The organism is Enterococcus sp. DIV1537a (assembly GCF_051712085.1).
Classification (GTDB): domain Bacteria; phylum Bacillota; class Bacilli; order Lactobacillales; family Enterococcaceae; genus Enterococcus; species Enterococcus faecalis.
This window is the reverse complement of record NZ_JBIOOE010000001.1, coordinates 2,696,621-2,716,123: the sequence shown is the minus strand read 5'-3', so window position 1 is coordinate 2,716,123 and position 19,503 is coordinate 2,696,621. Positions and strand designations below refer to the sequence as shown.

Sequence of the window (19,503 nt, the reverse complement as noted above, 5' to 3'; positions counted from 1 at the left end):
GACTAAACAGAGGTCGGGACAGAAGTGTTTAACTCCGAGAACCAAGTAGGTACTGTTTAACATCTATTTGCTTTGCAAATAGTGTTTCTCAGCACTTAAGAAGGCTAAACTGCGACGAATGCTCACATGAGAAAGCCAATAAGAAGGAATTTCCGAAAATTGTTCTATAATTTTTGGAGACCAAGTCCTTCAATTCTTAGTGATTTATCACTTAGAGATTGATGAGATCGGAGCTCTGCGAAGTAGGTATTGTTCATCACTTTCAAAGAACAAATTGCGACGAGTAACCGCAGGAGCAATTGTAAGGAATGAACTGCGACGAGTAACCGCAGGAGCACTTTCTTAGTTCTTCGTGATTCTCAACACTTGGAAGGATTAAGATACGCCGAACACTTGTGTGAGAAAGTCAATTTCGGCTTATTGTTTTCTCGCCAAAGGCTCGTCACAGTTTTATCCTTGTAAGTTCCGAAGGACCTTCACCATGTAGTTACGATGATTTCATCTGTTCATGCTTCGCAGTGAAACATCGCAACTCTTAGAGCTGTAGCTCTTTTGAAGGCTGTACTGTGACGAGACGCATGTCGAGAAAACACCTTAGAAGTTGTTGAGATTGGAGCAACGCGTAGTGTAGCTTCTGTTCCCGCCGTTTATCGGTTTTTGATGGTCGGTCTGTTTAGTCTAAAAAATTTTGGTTGGCTGAATCGTTTTATCCCAGTAAACGGCTTGTGATTTTTTATCATAAAAGAAAGCGGCTATTGGATAATCAGGAAAGTAAGCGTATTCTAGGAAGGTAAAAATGTGTTATACTACACAAGTAGGAAGTTTATGACGGTGGCAATTTCTCAAAAAAAGGAGGACTGCCAATGTTTTTGCTTGTTTGCTCTTTCCCTAGAAAGGAATAGCAGTGACTGTCTTTGAAGCATTGATGCTTGCGATCGCTTTCGCAACATTAATTGTTAAAATCAGTAATAAAAACAACAAAAAATAAACCCGTCATAATCTTTAGCCAGGATTAACGGGTTTATTTCCGTATCAAAATCAAGCTACCGTCTTAAACGGTCTACCCGAGAGCGTATATCTAGTACGCTCTCTTCGTGTTTATTATACCAAGGTATCACCTAAAAAGCTAGCCGCTAAATCTTCGATAGGATCCAGCGGCTTTTTTAATTCTCTCTTGTCAAAATCATTTTGTGTAATTTAATACAAATTTCAGCTTTCTTATGTCGAGAACATAGCTGAGTGGCTAAGTATTTTGATATTTTTGTTTAATAGATGTTAGCTTTTATAAACAAATAATTTTCTCCTGTTACTCTGGCACCAATATTTTTAATGCCTATACCATTCTTTGATTTACCAGAAACATGGACCCCAATAATTTGGCCATTACTATTAAAAATCGGGCTTCCTGAATTACCGCCAACAGCATCTGTATCATAAGATATATCTAAATCATCAATATCAAGAATGGTTCCTGTATGATACCATTGTTCTCTTGCTTTATCTGCACCATAACCACTGATGAAAGCAGTTTTTCCAACTTCTGTTGCGTCCGTGATAGAAAAAGTAGGTACGAAGTCGCTAATATTTAAGCCAGAGTTATTTGGTTTCGTTTTAATAATGGCGATATCATATTTATCCATTTTACCACTTGAAAAGTATTGCGGATGAATGATTACTGAATCAATTAAAAATTTTCCATAAGGATATGTTGAACCAGTTCTTCCTGGTGCAACAAAAGACTGTGTGCGCTTTTCGTAATCTGTCAAGAAGTTTTCTGCGACATGAGCAGCTGTTAATAAAGTGTTTTTTCCAACCACGAAAGATGTACCTCTAGAAACCATATTATTTTCAATATACATTTGTGTATAGGCAATACTAGAAAAAGGTGTTTTAGTCGTATCCTCCACTTTCAATCGGTCATCATCCCCAATTATCTTTATAATATTTGGCTCGTTACTTTCTTCATTCGCTTGGGCTGTTACTCCCCAAAAAGTAATCACACACATCAAGGATAGTATGGGTAAAGTAAAAAATTTGTATTTCATCGTGTAGAATCCTTCTTTCTATATCATTTGAAGTTTTATTATATATTAATAAAATGAATATAAATATATTATTTTTATGATTCTTGAGAATTGGTATAAATATTTAATAGTGAGCACACTTTATTTTAATCAATCATAATTAAAAAAAGATGTAAGCAAATATCTTTTTTTGAATAATACTTTCATATAGAATGTTAAATTGGTTTTAAATAACTTAACAAGGAGAAAGAGATGAAAAAATTTCGTATATTTTTTGCAATGACATTCTTAGCCGTTTCTTTTTTATTCATAAATAGTCCCAGTGTGGAGGCAGCAAGTTATACTAATAACGATGGAGTAATCAATGTGACATTACAAAATGGCCCGAAATTTACACCTGCCAATAGCATGAAATTTAAGTTTGATTTTGACTTATCTGGAGTATCTATTAAGTCTGGGGATACTTTCGAAATTGACTATCCTGAATCTATTGAATATTGGGGAGATCCTAATTTTAATTTTTATGACGAAGAAGGTAATCTATATGGGACAGGCGTGAATAAAGATAGGAAAATAATAATAACTTTTATTGATACTGTGGAAAATAAAACAGATATCAAAGGTTATTTGAATGCCCAATTTAAGCCAACACCAAATAAAATGTCCTTAGGTAAAAATACATTAACATTTGACTCTAAAAATGGGATTATCCCAATTGAAGTTGAACTTGTCGACTCGATAAAAAATATAAGTAAAAAAGGTACTGTCCAGAAAATGCCGAATGGAGAAAACGGCATTCGTTGGACAATAATTATAAATAGAAATAGCCTTTTTATGAACAATATACAGCTAGAGGATATTATTACTGATCCTGCATTAAAATATGTGCCTGGGACACTTAAAGTATCTGAAGGAATCTGGATAGATGATGTTAAGACGTCTTATAAACGTGTTCGAACTATGACTCCTGACGTTGAATACACAGTTTCTGAGGTAGAAAATGGGATAACTCTCCTTATTCCTTCTTCTGAAACAATGTATGTAGTAGATATGTTTACGAGTGTTTCTAACCCTCAACTTCTAAATACTAAAGGTAGTACTTTTTCGAACAATGCGACTCTTAAGTGGGGAGATGAAAATGGTGAAAGCCAATCAGAAAGTGTACAGTCATTGTTAACTATAAAAAATAATGATACTGGAATTGGTGGAAGTACTACCCCAACTACAAATAGTTCTGATTCAACTACAGAAACTTCTAGTAACTCTGAATCCCAAACGGAAGAAACGAAAAATAATGTATCTTCGAGTGATACTATTTCAAGTCAACCTGAAGTGACAGATAATTCAGTAATAGAAACCTCTGAAAGCATGTCAAACTCGACTTTAGATTCGAATGAACACAATGCCTCTTCTACTTCTTCGGATAGTACTTTGGAAAAAGAGTCAAATATTTCAATAGAATCAACGGATAGCCTAACAGGAGATTCGACTACACTGACGACCACAGACAATAAAAATATAGAAACAAATGACACAGAAATTTCTGATTCATCTGCAACAATTACCAGTGACTTCTCCAACCCATTTGAATCCAACAGAGAACAGAATAGTCAGATGAATCGTAAACTTACTAAGACAGCAAAAGATTCTAAACAAAACGCGAAATCTAAAAAAGCGTTCAAAGAGCACCTTCCTCAAACAGGTCAAGTAGAAAATAAAATGTTTATAATAGTGGGTATTGTTGCTTCTATGTTATCGTTTATTATCCTAACAAAATATAATAAATAAACATAAAAAAGAGCGTGGGACAAAAATCCAAAGTGATTTTTGTCCCACGCTTAAAAATTGATCAACGTCGGGAACAGAACCAACATTATGCGTTACTTCAATCTCAATAAATTCTAAGGTGCTTTCTCGACATACGTCTCGTCACAGCCCAGCCTTCAAAAGAGTTACAGCTCTAAGAGTTGCGATGTTTCACTGTGAAGCATGAGAACAAATAAAATTAACGTACCTACTTGGTGAAGGTCCTTCGGAACTTACAAGGATAAAACTGTGACGAGCCTTTGGAGGAGAAAACAATAAACCAAAATTGACTTTCTCACACAAGCGTTAGGCGTATCTTAATCCTTCCAAGTGTTGAGAATCAAGAAGAACTAAGAAAGTGCTCCTGCGGTTACTCGTCGCAATTTGTCCTTTGAAAGTGATGGACAAGACCAACTTGGTTCTCGGAGCTAAACAGTTCTGTCCCGACCTCGAAGTCCAAGAGGCCATGTTCGATCTTCCCTTCACTTACAACTATACGCTTAAAAGAGCAATAGAGGGTAAATTCATCCGTCGATGAATTTACCCTCTAATCTTAGTATGTTCAGTGTTAAGATTATCACTTGTTTGTAAGCGTAAGATAAACTGAGAAGAAAATTCGTTATTATTAGATGACAAGAGAGAATTAATTTTCTCTTGTCAAAATCGTTTGTGTAATTTCATACAATTGTTCTTTCGCCTTAGCCTTTGTTTCAGGAAGTTTGCTGATTTCTTTCAACGCTTTTTCCGTGTAATGAGTGGCTAATTGTTGGGCCTTTTCTACGCCACCTAGTTCATGGACAAGACGATAAATTTCCTGTGTTTCTTCATCGGTCAAGGCTTCTTTTTTCATTAAAAGTGGCAACAAGACTTCACAATTGGCTTCAAGTGCATAAATCAAGGGCAAAGAATACACGCCTTGACGTACGTCTTCTAAGACGGGTTTGCCGATAGCATCGGCAGTTTGTGTATAGTCCAAAATATCATCAATAATTTGAAAAGCCAGTCCGATATTTTCGCCGATTTCACCACAACGTTTGGCAAAGCGTTGGGAGGTGCCACTTTCATAGGCACCGACAAAACAACTTAGCGCAAACAGTTCCGCAGTTTTCCCGGAAATATTTTTTAAATATTGGTCAATCGTTACCTCGAAATTATAGCGATTGTCCATTTGACCAAGCTCACCAGTCAGGACTTTTTCCATACTGCGCGAATTTAATTGAATGCTTTTTAATGAAGAAGAATAATCAGATAAGAGCTTGAAACAGCAAACAAAAAGATAATCGCCTGTATACACGGCTGTGCTATTTCCAAAGCGCGAACGCAATGTTGGCAAGCCACGACGCGTATCGGCTTCGTCGACAATATCGTCGTGAACTAACGTGGCGGTATGCAGTAATTCAATGGAAGCCGCTAACGCTGTCGCCTTTTTAGGGTCCCGCTGTTCACCAAAATAAGAGAACAACAGTTGGTAGGCTGGACGTAGCAATTTGCCGCCAGAATGAATCATGTCATGGACAGCAGCTTGAATCTCTTGATTATCGATTTGAACCGCTTGTTCCATCAAGCGAAGAGTAGTTGTTAATTCTTTTGATAACGTAGGATAGGTATTCCACATAGGATGTATATTCATAAGATGACTCCTTTAATTGTGGCGGACAGGTTTTCAATTAGAAAAATTGACTCCACTTATGTTTCGTTGTTTGTTCATAATTCAGTTGGAATTTTCGTAACGTCTGGACATGTTGTAGTAAATAATTAGCGGCAATCCCAATGGCAATCCCCGAAAGTAACCCAAACAGAGATAGAAATGGTAAGTACAGCATCGGCGCCCACGAATGAGCAAAGAAAGAGGTCGTTAGCAACTGACCAACGTTGTGTAAGAAACCACCAACGGCACTAATCCCGATAATGCTGACCCGTTTTGGCCCCAGCTGCTTGACAAGCAACATGCCGAAATAACTTAATAAGGCACCACTGGCACTATAGAAAAAGGTCGAAAGTGTACCGCCCAGTAATGTCGTTAAAATCAAACGTAAACAGACTAGGAAAAAACTATCACGCTTACGCATGGTGAAAATCGCAATAATAGTAATTAAATTTGCTAGACCGAGCTTTGCCCCAGGAGCAAATGCGAAAGGGTAAGGAATCATATTTTCGATTAAGCCAATAATGACCCCTTGGGCAACGAGCATAGCAATATAAATATTCTTGTGTAATTTGCTCATAGTTGTCGTGCTTAATAAATTAAGCTACCGTCTTCACTCCCATCAGAAGCTTCCACGGTGATAAACAAATTGTGGGGTAGACAGGCAATCGGGGTTTCACCAGGTTTGGAAATCCAGCCTCGCCGAACATCCACTAAGTCAGCACAGTTGGCTTCCTTCACGCGGATACGATCACCATCTACTTCAATCAGGTTGTAATCACCGTCTTTTGCTTCGTATTTATATGTATAATGTGGGCCGTCCTTTTTTAAGTCAAAGACTTTGATTACTTTGTTGTCTACTTTCAAGACTGCTTGATACGTAGCCGCTTCTTGACCACGGTTTTGCATGGCAAAAACAACAAGGGGCAGAAAAGAACCAAGAACTAAAACAGCAATAATAATAACGTCCCATGTTTTCAAGCGACTTTTCTTAATGAATTCTTTGATCGTCATTTTCTTCTCTCTCCTTTGGTGTTTTTTTCTTGTCTATCATAACACAGTGAACGGAAAAGAAGTATTCTTTTCCAGTTGAGCCACCATATTATATAAAAGAAAATATGTGGGACAAAAGTCATGCTTGACTGCTGTCCCACATACTAAATCCTATGATAGTCAGCTGGAGACATGTGTCTCAGCTTTTGCTCGTAGTTGTCAATCGATTATCGATTGCTTACTTACCGCCGTATCTAGCTTTCGGGGTACCATACCACGCTTTACCAAGTTTGCGTTGAATCCATGGAATTACCCAGCGGTCTAAACCGACAGCACGGCCTGAACCGTTCATCAAAGCAAAAGCGACAAAGATAAACCAGATATTTACCCAATAGAACATGCCAGATAAACAGAAGGCAATTGTTAAACCAATTGTAGCAGCACTTGATAACCAAGTGAATAAACCAGCAATCAATGCTAAAGCAATACATACTTCAACGATTGTCATGAATTTTTGCATGAACAAAGCAACTTCTTGGTTTGGCATCATAAATTTCATTACGCTTTCGAACCATTTAGGCATGTGATCAAACACTTGCATTGGTGTTTCGCCGTAAGCGTAGCTTAAACCAAAGTGCGCTGCTTGTGTTGCCGCATCGGCACCACCGCTTGCCGCCGCATCCGCCGCACCACTTGCAGCAGTTGTTGCTGTTTCAGTTGCTTGAGAAGCACCTGTTGTTACTTGTTCTTGTAACCAAGGGAATGGGAACACGACTTTATCTGTGAACCAAGAACCATCACCAAACCAAGTGCTTGGTTTCAAGTAATCGCCGTTGCCGACAATTTTCTTCATTGATTCGACTAACCAAACCATACCATAGAAGACACGTAGCGGAACACTCCACAAGACATTGCCGTAACGAGACGTATGTCCGCGAGCAACAGAACGATCATCTTTAATATGGAAGATTTCGTGCATAATGTATTGGAACATGTAGTAACCAGAACGAATATCAAAGAAGTATTTCAAGTTAACGATATGTTTCATAATGATGGCTAAGAAACCACTCAAATGAATTTTATCGAATAAGTTGGCAACGCCCCATTTCGCGCCGATGGAAACCATGAATCCTTGGTAGTTTCCTTTAAAGGCGTGTTTTTCGCCGCCTTTAATATCTGCAACGATGTTGGCAGCCGCAGTATGACCTGTTTGTTCAGCTGCTTGAACGATTTGAGGAGTTGGTGTATTTGGTGTTTCTTCGTAATAAACCAAGTCACCAATGATATAAATGTTTTTGTCTTCGTAACCTTTTGCTTGCATGTATTCATTCGCAACTAAACGACTACCACGTGCTGCTTCTAAACCAAAGTCAGCGGCATCAGAAGTTGCTTTCACACCAGCTGTCCAGATTAACGTATGCGTTGGTACTTCAGAACCATCTTTTAATTTAATGTGATCTGCTGCAACTTCAACGATTAGTGAGTTCAATAATAATTGAACATTTTTCTTTTCTAGATAACGTTCTGCTTTGGCAGCATCGTTACGAGATAACATGTTTAAGATGGTTGGCATTGCTTCAACAACCATTAATGTAATTTCGTCTGGATCAATTTTGGCATCTTTCGCTAAACGATCTTTCCAGTCGATTAATTCGCCGACCATTTCGATCCCAGTAAAACCAGAACCACAGACAACGAATGTTAACATTGCTTTGCGTACTTCAGCATCTGGTTCGATGGCTGCTTTAGCAACGGTTGCTTCAATGTGATGACGAATTTTCACTGCATCATCAAATGACCATAAGGTGAAACCATTTTCTTTCACGCCTGGTGTTCCAAAGTCGTTTGGTTCGCCACCCATACCCAGAATTAACTGGTCAAATGGATAAGAACCTGCTAAAGTTTTCACAACTTTGTTTTCTTTGTCGATCCCAGTAACAGTATCTGTTACCAATTTTACGTTTTTCTTGCGTGAGAACAAACGTTGTAAGTCGTATTGAATTGCTTCTGGTTCAACACGTCCGCCTGCTACTTCATGCAATTCGGTCATCATAGTGTGGTAAGAATGGCGATCAATCAATGTGATTGTTACGTCCGTATCTTTTTTAAATTTCTTTGCTAGAAATTTAGTAGCTGAAACGCCAGCATACCCAGCACCTACAACGACAATATTTTGCTTTGTCATTGACAATCCGCTCCTTAATATTGTAAGTAGTAAAATAGTGATAATGATTAATAAGTACACAATCGACTAACATTATATAAGTATTTCACGAATTTGTCTAATATAAATTTTAATTGTCAACAAATTTACTCCAACGATGAGTTTTTGATGAAAAAAAGACCGAAATGTAAATATTTTTAGGGGATGGTCTTGACAACGTTTTTAAAACCATTATAATGTGTAATGTATCACAAACTTTTGATGTTTGTGAAAATCATGAAAGAAAAGGTGACTATCAATGAAAGTGAATAAATTTGTTAAAGGTTTTGCGGCAATTGCATTATTTAGTTTAGTATTAGCAGGCTGTGGCGCAGACAAGAAAGACAACACAACGAACTCTTCTAGCGCAGCATCTTCAGAAACGAAAAAATCAACTGAATCATCAGCACCAGCGAAAAAAGTTGCCGGTGGCGATTTAAAAGATGGTACGTATAAATTAGAAGAAAAAAATGAAAAAAATGGTTACCGTGCAGTCTTTGAAATGACTGTAAAAGACGGCAAAATCACTGAATCTAAATATGACAACATCAATGCTGACGGCAAATCTAAAACAGAAGACACTAAGTATGAAGAAAGCATGAAAGCAAAATCTGGTGTTGGACCAAAAGAATACATCAAACAATTAAACGATTCTTTTGTTAAAGCACAAAGCGCAAGCGGTGTGGAAGTAGTAACTGGCGCGACTCATTCATCTGAATCATTCCAAAACTACGCACAACAATTAATCCAAGCAGCACAAGCTGGTAACACAGACACAATCGAAATCGACAATGGGGCAACATTGAAAGATGGTACGTACTCATTGAAAGAAAAAAATGACTCAAACGGCTACCACACAACATTCTCAATGACTGTGAAAGATGGTAAAGTGACTGAATCTAACTACGATAATGTGAACGCTGACGGCAAATCTAAAAAAGATGACACTGAATACGAAAGCAAAATGAAAGACGTTACTGGCGTTGGACCAAAAGAATATATCGAAACATTAAACAAAGAATTTGTTAAAGCAATGGGCGAAGAAGACGGCTCACCTGCAGGTGTTGAAGTGGTAACTGGTGCAACACACAGCACACATTCATTCATCAACTACGCACAACAATTAGTGAACGCTGCTGAAAAAGGCGACACAACTGAAATCGTTGTTGACAACATCGTAACAAAATAATTAGAAATAAATGAATCGTGAAGTAGTTCCTGAAATGCTTTTCAGCAATTACTTAGCACCATTGAGGGGTTGGGAAAAAGTCGGTTGGCTGACTTTCCCGCCCCTTTTTCTTCGCTAGTTCTGTCCATCATTTCACAAATTTTTTTCACAGAAATTTGTGAATTTCCAAGAGAAAGACTTTTCATTTTTTCAAAAAAAGGCTACTATGCAAGAGAACTTATTTTTTTAATTAAAGAAGGAAAGAAGAGGGAATCCTATGAAAAAGAAACTTCTGCTCATGGTGAGTGTTCTAGCAGTGCTGTTTGTGGCAGCTGCTTGTTCCTCAAAACCAGAAGCGAAAATTAATACAGAACCATACTCTGACCGTCAAACAATGCTTGGTACCTACGTTCAAATTCGCATCTACGATGATGGCAAAGAAGACGTCTTACCGAAAGCCTTTGCCCGTGTCAAAGAACTAGGCGATAAAATCACGGTCAACCAACCAGGTTCAGAAATTGATGAAATCAACCAAGAAGCAGGCGTGAAACCAGTCAAAGTCTCAGATGACCTGTATCCTTTGTTGAAAAAAGCCTATGAATATAGCAAAGACTCTCGCGGTGGTTTCGACATGGCGATTGGCCCAATCACCTCTATGTGGCACATTGGCTTCGATGATGCCCGCAAACCAAGCCAAGCCGAAATTGATCAAGCCTTGAAACTTGTCGATTACACGAAAGTCAAATTCAACGACAAAGAGCAAACCGTTTACCTTGAAGAAAAAGGCATGCAATTGGATTTAGGCGCAATTGCCAAAGGCTTCATCACCGACGAAGTCGTGAAAGTTCTGAAAGACAACGGCGTCACCACCGCTATCGTCGATTTAGGTGGGAATGTTTACGTCTTAGGGCACAGCCCGCGTGGCAAAGACATGGACTGGACAGTCGGCATTCAAGATCCGAATAAAGCCCGCAACACAGTCTTAGGTCAAGTCAAAGAAAGCAACAAAACCTTAGTCACATCAGGAATTTATGAACGTTACTTAAAAGTCGATGGCAAAACATACCACCATCTCTTCGATCGTGAAACTGGCTATCCGTTTGATAACGACATCGCGGGTGTCACCATTATCACCGACAAATCCATCGATGGTGATGGTCTCTCAACAGCCGTCTTCTCAATGGGCGTCAAAAAAGGACTAGAATATGTCGAAAGTCTGAAAGGAACCGATGCCATTTTCGTCACAAAAGACGACAAAGTCTACATCAGCAAAGATATCGAAGGCAACTTTGAAATCGGCAAAGACTCTGGCTATACGATGGGGAATCGGGCCGATTTGAAATAAGGAGCGACTAAAAATGTCTTTAAATGTGTTTTTAAAAGTAGTGGAAATTCAGACGAAGCTTGCCAGTCTCTTTCCCTTTATCATCGGGGTCTTGTTTTCAATGACCTATTTTGGGGAAGTCCAGTGGGGCAACACGCTGGTTTTCTTCATTGGCATGGTGGTCTTTGATATGGCCACCACTGCCATTAATAATTACATGGACTTCAAAAAAGCTAAATCAGACGTCTATAAATATGAAGAAAATATTATCGGACAATCAGGCGTTTCACCACAACTGGTCCGCAACATGATTTTCGCCATGATTGCCTTCACTGCCGTTGTGGGTGCGTACTTAACGGTTCAAACCGGCTGGCTCTTCCTCGTATTAGGGGGGATTTGCTGCTTCATCGGTATTTTCTACACGTATGGACCGATTCCGTTATCTCGCATGCCTTTGGGAGAAATTTTCAGTGGCTTCACGATGGGCTTAGGCATCTTCGTCTTAACCGTTTACTTGAACGTCGTCACCAAGCCGCCGTTTTACTTAACGGTTGATTTCGCCAGTGGCGCCTTTCGCTTAGACGGCAATCTCTGGGCGGTGCTTGCGATTGTCGTGGCTTCCTTGCCCTTGGTCTGTTCGATTGCTAACATCATGCTCGCCAATAATTTACGAGACTTAGATACGGATATTGAGAACCATCGTTATACGTTAGTCTATTACATCGGGCGCCCAGCAGGGATTGTCCTGTTTCAAGCGTTAGCGTTAACTGGTTATCTGGTGATTTTATTCGGCTTCATTAGTGGTATTTATCAATGGCCAGTGTTAATTACATTTGCCACTTTACCTGTCATTTGGAAAAATATTCAAACGTTTAAACAAGAATTGCCGCAGCCAAAAAGTTTCCGCCATTCCATTAAAAACTTACTGGTTTTCAATGGGACCTATGTTTTAGGGCTATTAATTAGTGCGTTGCTTGGTTAGAACCAAAAAAAGTGAGAGGAATGCGAAAAAAATCTTGTTTTTTTAAAAAAGAAGGCGTCGGAATAATTAAGAAAAGCTCAAAATGTTAGTCTTTAATGCTAACATTTTGAGCTTTTCTCGTTAAAAAGAGTAAAAACTTAAACTTTGAACGTGTAGTTTCGAGGAAAAGTAGGCGTAAAACAACGTTTTTGTTGGTCGATAATTAAATAACAAGCTTGTAAACGCTGTTCTATCAATGTATTTCAAAAATTTCGCATAGGGTGCGTAAAAATCGTCAACTTCTACAGGGGGTTTCTTTGTTATCATAGAGGTATGAAAAAAGGTTGTTTGAGCATTCGATAAACACAAGCTCAAATCTGTTGTTGATTTAAAAGGAGGTTTTAAAATGAAAAAAAAGCGTTATTTAATGATTGTGTGTCTACTATCTTCTCCTAGTTTCTTTATAAATGTTGAAGCGTCTGATGGTGGTTCTAGTTCGGTGGGGATTGAATTTTACCAAAATCCGAGAACACCCGCTCCTAAAGATGCCCCGCCGAAAACAGATGCGCCAGCTACTGATCCCAAGGAACCAGCTGGTCCTCCGCAAGGAGATCAACGAAGTGGTGGTTCGACACAGACCACCACAACTGGCTCAACGCTCCCTCGTACAGGGAGCAAGAGTCAGGCAAATCTTAGCATTCTCGGCTTGGTCTTAATTGGACTTGTCGGAATGGTACATAGAAAGAGGGGACGACATGAAGCGAAATAAATGGCAACGGCTTGCAGCTATTGGCTTATGTGGTTCTTTGCTAGTAAATGCCTTTTCTGGCGTGACGGCAGTTGCGGAAACCGTGACGATTGAAAGTAGTCCCACTGCCGAAAGTAGCGTGAAAGAAGAAACACAAGCAAGTAGTGAAACGCAAACAACCAGTGAAACAACGACTGACACCAGTCGGGAAGTCGCAGAGAAGACAGAGCAATCAGTAGAGGTGCAGAATCAAGGAACTGTTGATACATCACAAGATGCCTCCGCAGAAAATAATCAATCAAAAGACTTTCCGCCAACCGAGGCGACAACGACATCCTTGGAGGGGAATCCACTCAAAATTGAGTCGAGAGGGCTTCCTTTAAAAACGATTGTTTATCCAGATATTCGATATGATTTTGTAGATGAAACGGGGGCACCGTTTGTAGAACCATTATCTTTTTTTGGGAATTATCAAGCAGATATAGGTTTCACTGGTACTAGTCCAATAGTTACTTTACCCGCACCCTACGATAAACTGTCTGCGCAGGCGAATGGTGTAGGTTCCTATATTTTAAGTATCAATAATGGTGCGGGGTTTCCGCTTACTCCGCAAATGATAGAAAAGTATGGGGGTGGTGGAACAGCCCCTGTCACGAAGTATAGGGCAGCATTTCGATTAGATAAATTGCAAATTACGACACCCTTGAAATTTGTGGATAGTATTGAGTATGAGGAGAACAGTTTTTGGAACATGTACGTGTATGCAGGGGCGAATTCTACCACGGGCATTTTTGACACTAGTATCGAGGAACCACTAATATACCCTTTAGACTCGTTAGGCTCGGATGCAAAGTTTGAAAAAAATACGCTGGGTTATTTTGAAATCATTAGCCCAAGTGCTTTTTTGATGACAAGTGGTGCCTTTGCTGGTTGGACGATTCCTGGATATAGTAATATTAGATTAGTTGGCTTTGATGGTACAAATACAATTAAATCAAAAATGATTTACAAAGTTACTCGAAAACAAGTCACAGAAAAATTTGTTGATGGAACAGGTGTGGCAATTACACCACCGACTGGTTTTACGCAAAATAAGAAAACACCGATGACAAGTAACAAATTTACTTATACAAGTGCCAAAACCTTGCCAGATACGTACACAGCAGGAGGTAAAACCTACAAATTCAAAGGCTGGTACAAAGGCAAGACCAAACCAGCGACTTTAAAAACAACGAAGACACCAAGTTACGCTGTAACTTACGATGACAATGACGACATGACAGCGGTCTATGAGGAAGTCGTACCTAAAACAGTTACGGTACCAGCAGTTGATTATTTATTTGGTTTTATCAACGAGAAAGGTGTATACGACTATAATGCGAAACTAACTGCAACTATCACAGAGGTCAGTGGTGGAACAGTCAAAAACGGTAGTGCAATCACTAGTGTACCCGAAGGTGTTTTCCAAAAATTAACAATTCCTAGTAAAACATTAACCTATACGGAAACGTCACCCGCATATTATGGCGTTACTAAAGCGAATGTGCAAGTACCAAAATACTATAAACAACCAACCGTTAAGCCAGGCAGTTATTTTACTGGACCTCTTGGCGGCTATCCGATGGCTATCATCGCTCTGCAAAACATTGCCAACGGTCAAAAAAGTAGCGCTTCTGTAGACGGTTCACGCTTTGATGTTGTCCCCAATGAGTCAGCTAAGCCTAACAATTATTTGTTGGTAAGCAATTCATGGGCAAATGATACAACTAAGACAGCCTTTTCAAAAGCCTTAAGCATGACTACAACCGTAAATGCACCATCCTTCTTTACAACAGAGGATAAAATGTTTTATTTCTTAGAAAACCGGCGTGTCACTGAAAATTTTGTTGATTCTAATGGCACGAAAATCACACCACCAACCGGCTTTACCCAAGGCAAAAAAACGGTGATTGATAATGATTCATATACCTTTACCCAAAGTGGGACATTACCAGACACTTACACAAGTGGTGGCAAAACTTACCAATTGAAAGGTTGGTACAAAGGGAAAACCCCATCTACTACCTTGGACACCGGAAAGCCAACGTATAAAGTAACGTATGATGATAATGATGATTTGACTGTGGTCTATGAAGAAAAAGCACAAATAACAACAGTTCCTACGATTACTTATAAATTTGGCTTTATTAATGAAAAAGGTGAATATGTAGCTCCTACTAATTTTGCAATGACAACTAATTTAACAGAAGTAAGTAATGCAACAGCAATGAACGTGGGTACTGCTACAGGAACAAATGTTGGCAATTTAAAACAATTAACCATTCCTGGGAGACAGCTTACGTATACGAAAGACACAAATCCAAGCTTTTATGGAGCAACTGATTTTCGTTTAGCAATTCCGAAATACTATCAGACGCCAACTGTAACGCCAGGAACACACTATAGTGGATCAACGACTGCCTATCCGATTGCGACTACAAAATTAAAGTATGTGTCTTCAACAACAGAAGATCGTGTGCAAACAGATGGTCAAGCGTATCGTTTATATACCACGAATACAGCGAACTCTTATTCGATATATAGACGTAGTTGGAGTGATGACACAACCGGCACTATTTTTTCAGATGCTTTAACGAGGTTTACAACGCAAGCATCTCCTGCCTACTATACGACAGATGATACGATGTTTTATTTCTTAGAAAATCGGCGTGTCACTGAAAATTTTGTTGATTCTAATGGTACGAAAATCACACCACCAACTGACTTTACCCAAGGCAAACAAACGGTAATTGATAGTGATAACTTTACCTATACCCAAGAGGGAACCTTACCATACATTTACAAAATCAACAATAAACCTTATATCTTAAAAGGCTGGTACAAGGGAAAAAATAAACCAGAAAAACTGAATCAAATTACCAAAGATAAACGTACTATTTCTTATCCAGTCAGCTATGATGACCAAGATGATGTCACCGTTGTTTACGATGAGCTAAAACTAGGCGGTAATACCATTCAATTTGGCTTTGTAAATGAACAAGGCAACTATATTGCGCCCAACAATTTCCAAATCAAGACTGATGTAGGCAAAATGATTAATCAGACTCCCTATGTCAAAGAACAAACGGTTAGCAGTATCGTTAATGGTAATTATTTACAATTAATCATCCCTTCTTACGCACCAGCAGATGGCATCGAGATTGGTTCTGGTTCATATGGATCGAAAAATAGTATTGTAACTGCACCTAGATATTACAAAACACCAACTGTAACGCCACCAAATACGTACACTGGTACTCCTTATCCAGTCGCCACTGGTGTTTATAAAACCTACTCAGATGATTTAGCCTTTGCTTATGAGCCAAGTCGTTTAGATCTGACACCTGTTACTGGTTCGCAAACTGACTATAAAATAATGGAAGTATCCTGGACAGATGATGAATCGAAAACAACTTTCTCATCCTTGTATAAAATGAATTATGATAGTGCTTCAACGAATACGATAAAATTGTTTGAAGTATATCCAACTAGTTTAGTCAACTATTATGTGGAAAATCGTCGCGTCACTGAAAATTTCGTCGATGCCACTGGCGCCAAAATCACGCCACCAACGGGCTTTACCCAAGGCAAACAAACGGTGATTGATAGTGATCCATATACCTTTACCCAAAGTGGCACCTTACCAGCTACTTACACAGCAGATGGCAAAACATACAAACTAAAAGGCTGGTATAAAGGAAAAGACAAACCGACAACCTTGAGAACAGATACACCAACTTATGAAGTAACTTATGACGATAATGATGATTTAACAGTTGTCTATGATGAACAAACATCAATTACTTTGCCAGGTGCAACCTATCAATTTGGTTTTATTGATGATTCTGGTAAGATAGTTGACCCATCAAAAGTTGGTTTAACCTATGATTTATGGCTGCTAGATAAAAAAGTAAGTACCGTTACTAATAAAAATCTAAGTGGAGTCAATATTGGCAATGTTAAGTCAATGAGTATTCCTGATAAAGAAATTCCATCGCCTGTTTTTGAAGACGGAAATAGTCTGTTTAGTCCTATCAACATGACGTTCTCCTTGCCAAAATACTATTCAAGTATGACTATCAATAATGGCTTGAATAGCAGTTATCTGATTCCTGTGGTTACTGAACATCGAAGTAATGAAGCGCCAAAAGAATTCCCAACAACAGATGCTAGTTTTGCTTTACAAAAGGTAGCAGACCAAGCGTATACCACAGCATATACGAATAGTAATTCGTCAGCACCTAATATTAAGTTCCCAATCCTTTATCGTCGGTATGCAGTTCCGCCAATAGGGGTCGATCCTTATACTAACTACTCAACCTTTAGCGGCCCAGTATATTATACGTTAAATCAACGCCGGATTACCGAAAGCTTTGTTGATACTACTGGTGAAAAAATTACACCGCCAACCGGCTTTACTCAAGGAAATCAAGTGCTGATCACGAATAACGACTTCACGTATACTAGTGCGAAAGCCTTACCCGCTAGCTATACAGCAGATGGTAAAACCTATCAACTAAAAGGCTGGTACAAAGGAAAAGACAAGCCGGCAACGTTAAGTACAGGCACACCAACTTATAAAGTTACTTACGACGATAATGATGATTTAACTGTTGTTTATGACGAAGCGAAAGTTACTTTGCCAGGCTATACCTATCAATTTGGCTTTGTAGACGAAGCAGGTCAACTAATTAATCCTGAACTTGTGAACATGACGTATGATATGTGGTTTTTTGAAGACAAGATAGAAAAGATTTTAGAAAAGTCAGTCAAAGCAACTAATTCAGGTGATTTAAAAGAAATGAAAATTGCTGATAAAGTGGTGAAAGAACCAACGGTTGAAACGCTAGGTGAGGATACTATTTATAGTCCTATAAATATTCAGTTTACTTTGCCAAAATATTACGAAACGATTGTAGCTAGTGAAGGTAGCGATACTAACTATCCCCTGCCTCAGATGATTCAAAATTCGTCAGGTCGTGAGTCGGCAGTTGTAGCCACTAAAGATACTTTTGCTTTAAAAAAATTGACAGATCAAACCTTCGGAATGAAAACTCTATATACTAATAGTCTTGTACCGAATACGCCATATCCCATTCCCTTTAGACGCTACACGAAATGGGCTGGTGGAACAGTTCCTGTTAATACAACCTATATGGAAGTTATGAGTCCTGTCTTTTATATGTTAAAAAATCGTCGAATAACGGAAAGTTTTGTCGATGCCACTGGTGCCAAAATCACGCCACCAACCGGCTTCACGCAAGGCAAACAAATCGTGATTGATAGTGACAACTTCACGTATACGAGTGCAAAAGCTTTACCAACTAGCTACACAGCAGATGGTAAGACGTATCTGTTCCAAGGTTGGTACAAAGGCAAAACGAAACCGAACACGTTGACCACCAGCACTACGCCAACGTATGACACAACCTTTGACGACAATGACGATATGACAGCAGTCTACAAAGAAGCAAGCATCAGCGCTAACTTAACGATGCGTGGTGCAGTCGATGTCATTGACAATGGCGCAACGATGGAATATTGGGAAGTGCTTTTAAAAAATACTGGAGAAGCACCATTAACTTCAATCAAAATCAAGCCGACTACTGAATGGGTAGCTGGCATCAGTGCCCCAACCAACTTGTTCATTTTAGGTACTGGTCAAAATGCGAAATCGCCTAAAATTACAAAGGAACAGTGGGAAGCAGGTTTTGAGATTCCTTTAGACAAAAGTCTTCCTGTTGGTGGGCAACTAACAATTAATCTCATAGGAACAAAAGTTACTGGACAACCAAACCAGGTGCTAAAAGCCGCTGTGGAAGTATCAGGAAACTTTAACAAACTGACGGCCTCAGATACTGTTCGGATCAAAGATTTAGATCAAGAAACAAAGGAACCAACTGGGGAAGGATTTATCAGTGTACCAACTTTCGATTTTGGTCAAGTTGGCGTTGCTAGCGCTACGAAGCAACATGGTTTGAAGAAAGCCGCTGATTACTATGGCAACGGTACTCGTAATCCCTATGTACGAATTAAGAAAACGCAACCGAATTGGAGTTTAACGGCACAACTGTCCCAACCAAAATCAGTTACAGACAGCTTGCCAACAGCAACTCGCTTATTATTAGGTGCGGCTCCTGTTTCAAGTTTCTCCAATTACAATCAACCAACGGAGTTGAAAAATGCCATTGGTACCACGAATGCCATTCACTTAACGGCAAATAATGCGGCGACCAGCATTATTGCCAACCAACAATTCACTGGTAGTGATGTCTATCAATTGGACTTTACGTTTGATAATATCAAACTAGAAGTACCAGCCAATCAAGGAACGGCTGGTCAACAATACCAAGCCGCCGTCACTTGGAATTTAGTGACTGGACCGTAAAAATAAAAGATGCCCGAGCCTTGAAATAGGAGGCTCGGGCATCTTTTATTGATGGTCTTTTTAAGGTCGTTGTGCTATAACGGTAATGAAAAGAGAGATATGCTGTAACATACCTCTCTAATGTAGAGCCGTTACTAACGATGATAAAAATTAATATTTTTGAAATGACCGTCTAACTAGGCAAAGTTAAGCAGCGCCCCTTTC

At 39.1% G+C, this 19,503-nt stretch carries 11 protein-coding genes; 6 read left to right on the top strand and 5 right to left on the bottom strand.

The window, feature by feature from the left end:
* Positions 1 to 1,265 precede the first annotated feature (1,265 nt).
* Entirely contained in the window at positions 1,266 to 2,045 is a 780-nt protein-coding gene (locus tag IGJ41_RS13260) for a trypsin-like serine peptidase (protein ID WP_104845826.1), read from the bottom strand.
* Between the two features lie 231 nt (positions 2,046 to 2,276).
* Here IGJ41_RS13260 and IGJ41_RS13255 point away from each other — a divergent pair, with 231 nt between their 5' ends.
* Positions 2,277 to 3,812, top strand: coding sequence for an Ig-like domain-containing protein (locus IGJ41_RS13255; RefSeq protein ID WP_438714589.1), 1,536 nt, complete (start codon positions 2,277 to 2,279; stop codon positions 3,810 to 3,812).
* Positions 3,813 to 4,473: 661 nt separating this feature from the next.
* Here IGJ41_RS13255 and IGJ41_RS13250 read toward each other — a convergent pair.
* The 4 genes from IGJ41_RS13250 to IGJ41_RS13235 form a co-directional block, all read right to left on the bottom strand.
* Positions 4,474 to 5,460 (bottom strand): polyprenyl synthetase family protein, encoded by a 987-nt coding sequence (locus IGJ41_RS13250; protein ID WP_153854162.1) that lies wholly within the window; start codon positions 5,458 to 5,460, stop codon positions 4,474 to 4,476.
* Between the two features lie 37 nt (positions 5,461 to 5,497).
* Positions 5,498 to 6,055, bottom strand: coding sequence for a Gx transporter family protein (locus IGJ41_RS13245; RefSeq protein WP_002354743.1), 558 nt, complete (start codon positions 6,053 to 6,055; stop codon positions 5,498 to 5,500).
* Between the two features lie 11 nt (positions 6,056 to 6,066).
* Entirely contained in the window at positions 6,067 to 6,489 is a 423-nt protein-coding gene (locus IGJ41_RS13240) for a NusG domain II-containing protein (protein ID WP_002358956.1), read from the bottom strand.
* Between the two features lie 217 nt (positions 6,490 to 6,706).
* Entirely contained in the window at positions 6,707 to 8,653 is a 1,947-nt protein-coding gene (locus tag IGJ41_RS13235; RefSeq protein WP_438714587.1) for an FAD-dependent oxidoreductase, read from the bottom strand.
* A 277-nt stretch (positions 8,654 to 8,930) separates the two neighbouring features.
* Here IGJ41_RS13235 and pplA point away from each other — a divergent pair, with 277 nt between their 5' ends.
* From pplA to IGJ41_RS13210, 5 genes are all read left to right on the top strand, one after another.
* Entirely contained in the window at positions 8,931 to 9,860 is a 930-nt protein-coding gene (gene pplA, locus IGJ41_RS13230; protein ID WP_002367507.1) for an extracellular electron transfer flavoprotein PplA, read from the top strand.
* Between the two features lie 256 nt (positions 9,861 to 10,116).
* Entirely contained in the window at positions 10,117 to 11,184 is a 1,068-nt protein-coding gene (locus tag IGJ41_RS13225) for an FAD:protein FMN transferase (RefSeq protein ID WP_002354751.1), read from the top strand.
* 13 nt (positions 11,185 to 11,197) lie between these two features.
* Positions 11,198 to 12,145 carry a 1,4-dihydroxy-2-naphthoate polyprenyltransferase gene (menA, locus tag IGJ41_RS13220; RefSeq protein ID WP_438714584.1) on the top strand — a complete coding sequence of 316 codons (948 nt, stop codon included), beginning with the start codon at positions 11,198 to 11,200 and terminating at the stop codon, positions 12,143 to 12,145.
* 385 nt (positions 12,146 to 12,530) lie between these two features.
* Positions 12,531 to 12,893 (top strand): LPXTG cell wall anchor domain-containing protein, encoded by a 363-nt coding sequence (locus IGJ41_RS13215; protein ID WP_176944751.1) that lies wholly within the window; start codon positions 12,531 to 12,533, stop codon positions 12,891 to 12,893.
* Positions 12,880 to 19,299 (top strand): WxL domain-containing protein, encoded by a 6,420-nt coding sequence (locus IGJ41_RS13210; protein ID WP_438714582.1) that lies wholly within the window; start codon positions 12,880 to 12,882, stop codon positions 19,297 to 19,299. Before IGJ41_RS13215 ends, IGJ41_RS13210 begins: the two co-directional genes overlap by 14 nt.
* The last annotated feature ends 204 nt before the right edge of the window (positions 19,300 to 19,503 follow it).

What these genes read in the sequence shown, in the direction of transcription:
- IGJ41_RS13255 (WP_438714589.1), top strand. Translation starts at nt 2,277, where the DNA reads ATGAAAAAATTTCGTATATTTTTTGCAATGACATTCTTAGCCGTTTCT.
- IGJ41_RS13235 (WP_438714587.1), bottom strand. Translation starts at nt 8,653, where the DNA reads ATGACAAAGCAAAATATTGTCGTTGTAGGTGCTGGGTATGCTGGCGTT.
- IGJ41_RS13245 (WP_002354743.1), bottom strand. Translation starts at nt 6,055, where the DNA reads ATGAGCAAATTACACAAGAATATTTATATTGCTATGCTCGTTGCCCAA.
- menA (WP_438714584.1), top strand. Translation starts at nt 11,198, where the DNA reads ATGTCTTTAAATGTGTTTTTAAAAGTAGTGGAAATTCAGACGAAGCTT.
- pplA (WP_002367507.1), top strand. Translation starts at nt 8,931, where the DNA reads ATGAAAGTGAATAAATTTGTTAAAGGTTTTGCGGCAATTGCATTATTT.
- IGJ41_RS13225 (WP_002354751.1), top strand. Translation starts at nt 10,117, where the DNA reads ATGAAAAAGAAACTTCTGCTCATGGTGAGTGTTCTAGCAGTGCTGTTT.
- IGJ41_RS13240 (WP_002358956.1), bottom strand. Translation starts at nt 6,489, where the DNA reads ATGACGATCAAAGAATTCATTAAGAAAAGTCGCTTGAAAACATGGGAC.
- IGJ41_RS13215 (WP_176944751.1), top strand. Translation starts at nt 12,531, where the DNA reads ATGAAAAAAAAGCGTTATTTAATGATTGTGTGTCTACTATCTTCTCCT.
- IGJ41_RS13250 (WP_153854162.1), bottom strand. Translation starts at nt 5,460, where the DNA reads ATGAATATACATCCTATGTGGAATACCTATCCTACGTTATCAAAAGAA.
- IGJ41_RS13210 (WP_438714582.1), top strand. Translation starts at nt 12,880, where the DNA reads ATGAAGCGAAATAAATGGCAACGGCTTGCAGCTATTGGCTTATGTGGT.
- IGJ41_RS13260 (WP_104845826.1), bottom strand. Translation starts at nt 2,045, where the DNA reads ATGAAATACAAATTTTTTACTTTACCCATACTATCCTTGATGTGTGTG.